Annotated in this window: 3 protein-coding genes; 2 read left to right on the top strand and 1 reads right to left on the bottom strand. The window is 41.1% G+C overall.

Features of this window, described 5'->3' with window-relative positions; translation table 11 throughout:
- Nucleotides 1-979: hypothetical protein (locus tag PHP90_RS13855; protein ID WP_299931069.1), on the bottom strand; the 979-nt coding region annotated here is incomplete at its 3' end.
- 168 nt (nucleotides 980-1,147) lie between these two features.
- Here PHP90_RS13855 and PHP90_RS13850 point away from each other — a divergent pair.
- Together PHP90_RS13850 and PHP90_RS13845 are read left to right on the top strand one after the other, a co-directional pair.
- Nucleotides 1,148-2,515: a hypothetical protein gene (locus PHP90_RS13850; RefSeq protein ID WP_299931068.1), complete on the top strand. Its 1,368-nt coding sequence runs from the start codon at nucleotides 1,148-1,150 to the stop codon at nucleotides 2,513-2,515.
- 13 nt (nucleotides 2,516-2,528) lie between these two features.
- Nucleotides 2,529-3,023 (top strand): DsrE family protein, encoded by a 495-nt coding sequence (locus tag PHP90_RS13845; RefSeq protein ID WP_299931067.1) that lies wholly within the window; start codon nucleotides 2,529-2,531, stop codon nucleotides 3,021-3,023.
- Nucleotides 3,024-3,105 lie beyond the last annotated feature (82 nt).

Genomic DNA, 3,105 nt, shown 5'->3' with positions numbered 1-3,105 from the left:
TTTTACGAGCCTCCATTTTTACCCTTGCGGAATATTTTTGTACCAGATAAATCACATATCCGACGATCAAAACTGCCGCAACGATCAGAAAGTAATAATACAGCTGCATTAATCCCAGAGAATAGAGCAAATCAACGATTTTTTTCAGAAATGTTTTCGGAAGGACACTCCAAATCAGAATAGACAAATCGATCAAGAATAAAATGGTCAGGATTGCAATAATATGGGAGGATATAAGTTTGATGAGCATTTTCGTGCTCTTTTGATAAAAGAAAAATGTCACCAAAAAGAGCGGAACCACATAAACGAGCATCCATCCAAACGCGTAAAAAGATTGCCAAAAAGCATACGATGCATGACTTTTGTCAAACTCTGATTTATGTATCTTGATATAGGAGATGAGTGTTTCATAGCCGCTTAAACTTGTGACCGAAGGTATGCTTGCCAGTACCTTTTTAACACTCGCTTGCTCTTTGAGCAATCCGTAATATTTTGATTTGGTTTCCTGGAGCGTATCTCCTACACTCTCACTGGCCATTTTTTCGAACAGTTTCGTATCATACGTATTTTGAATCTCACTGATAGAAGCGACGATATCCGCCTCTTTGGATGAGAGATCAATAATTTGCTGAGCGTTATTTTTAAACGCGTCGGAGGATGTAAAAATTTTTAATTCTTTCGATAGATCAACACATATCGGCGATACCGCATTTCCAAAACCGTCCGGGTAATAGTTTACACTGTTGAAATCGCTGTAATCTTTCAAATCTTTTTCAAAATACATTTGGCATTCGTAGGGATAAACCACTTCAACCGGAGGGGATTTAAACTTTTCGGTCGTTATCCCGTTTCCGATGATACTAAAGATAAAAATATCCAGCAAAATGATCAGTATGATCGAAAAAGCATTCAACTTTTCATTATTGTAATCAAACAGTTTTGTCGTTATAAATTTTAGTTTTAAAAATGATAGATTCATTTTTGTTCCTTTTAGTGATAATTAGCTTAAATATGATAATCACTTTTTCCTCTTTAAATCCTGAACTTCATTTTCACAATGAAAGAAGCATTTTTTTCGACTATAATCTCTTTTCATTTTCTTTTCGTTCTTTTCCTACAATTTTCCCATCTAATATAAGGAAAACATATGAAAAGTGTTTCAAGATCGGCGCTGTTAAGTTTGATATTGCTCAGTTCTTGTGTGGAGCTCAATGCAGCAGATTGGTTGATGCTTCAAGGTGCGGAACCTGAGACCGTAGCACCTCAGGGAGTCATTGTTCCCAATCGAAATAAAACGCCAAAGCTTTGGGGATTTGCACAGATCAACTATAAAAACGATTACGGCACCGTTGCCTCATCCGGCGGAAAAACAACCACTCCGTTTTCACTTTTGACACCCAACCTCGAAGATCAATCCGGGTTTAATCTCGCAAGAGCCCGTCTGGCCGTACGCGGTATCGCGGATGATGACAATATGGTCAATTATTTTGTCATGACCGACTTCGGGAACAACGGTATTAACAATCTGGCAAACCACAGTACACCGACCTATCTGACCGATGCTTCGGTGACTCTCAAATACATTCCGGATGCAAAAATTCGCGTCGGTAGATTTAAATACCCGGGAAGTGAAGAGGGTCTGCAAGCCGTTTTTGTCTCTCCGTATATCGATTTTACTACGATGAGTGACCAAGAGCTATTGGAACGACGCATAACAAAGGCTACAGCGGCACAAACCGGTGCGGCAGCAGGCGGAGCAGTTACAACCCATTATACAACCACATCCGTCGATAATCCGGTCGGGGCGTTCCGAGACACAGGTGCCGAAATCTTTGACACCATTCCTCTCGTAAATGCATGGACTTTTAGTTATGCCTACATGTACGGGAACGGAACCGGACTTTCCAATTCAAATACGGATACACAAGCTACCCATTACGGCTATTTGGCACTCGAAAACAACTTCGGCGGAGGAAAAGGGTATTACACCAATGCGATGAAGTTTTATGTTTGGGGACAAAACGGAAAACGTAAATTTGTTTCCAACGCTGCGACACTGATAGATGCCGACCGCAAACGCTATGGTCTTGGGATGACCTACTATAACCACGGTCTAAGATTTGAGGCGGAATACATGATGGCTCAGGGGATGATCTATGTCGGACCGAAAGATGTCGATGCCAACCCGTTGGTAGAGGATTGGCAGCTTCAATTTGCATCTGGAAACGAAAACAAAGCCAACGGCGGTTATGTCAATCTCCAATATGAACTTATTCCTCAAAAGTTCGAAATATTCGGCCGTTACGATTTTATGAACCGTCTGACCAACGATGTCAAAGGGGAACGGGACTTTACAACAACAACACTCGGAGCATCGTACCGATTTAAAGGTCCTACACGGATCGATTTCAACTATTTGATCCGAGATGCGAAAGCACCGGGCAATGCAGGCGCACAAACAGTTTTGGACAACATGGGCAACCGAGCCGAAGTCCAAGTAACTTATGCTTTTTAAAAAGGATCAAACCATGAAACTAATGAACCTACTCTTTACCCTACTGACTGTTGCAGCCTTTCCCCTCGCCGCAAGCGAAAAGGATGATGATGTAATCAAGGTAGTTTATCAATGCGATTTCCCTGAAGCGGATCGTGTGCATCTGATGCTGAACACGATCAACAATGCGGTTGAGTATTACAATAAAAACTTCATACAATATGAAATCGATATTGTTGCACTCGGGCCGTGTCTTCAATACGTTATGAAAGATTTTAACAATACCGGTTTTGAAGAAAAACCTTATATAACGCAGGGGGGGCCTACGGGTGCCGGAACACGATCACGACTAAAAGCTCTTCAGCTCGATGGCGGTGACAAGATTAAAATTTATGCCTGCAAAAATACGATGGACAAAAACCATGTAGCAGACAATCAAATCGAGGATTTTGCGACGACCACGCCGGCGGGAGTGATTAAAATTATCGATTTACAGCGCAGCGGCTATGCCTATATAAAAATCCGATAACAAATCCGAAAAACAGTCTGTTATTTTATTTTTAAAAATTATAATAACGCACAAAGGTTAGCATGAGACTCTATCAGAAGTA

The organism is Sulfuricurvum sp., from assembly GCF_028712165.1.
In the GTDB taxonomy this organism is placed as follows: domain Bacteria; phylum Campylobacterota; class Campylobacteria; order Campylobacterales; family Sulfurimonadaceae; genus Sulfuricurvum.
The sequence above is the reverse complement of the archived record's forward strand: the minus strand, read 5'-3'. Positions and strand labels throughout refer to the sequence as shown.

Excerpts from the sequence above, each read along its gene's own strand:
- PHP90_RS13845 (WP_299931067.1), top strand. The coding sequence starts at position 2,529 with ATGAAACTAATGAACCTACTCTTTACCCTACTGACTGTTGCAGCCTTT.
- PHP90_RS13850 (WP_299931068.1), top strand. The coding sequence starts at position 1,148 with ATGAAAAGTGTTTCAAGATCGGCGCTGTTAAGTTTGATATTGCTCAGT.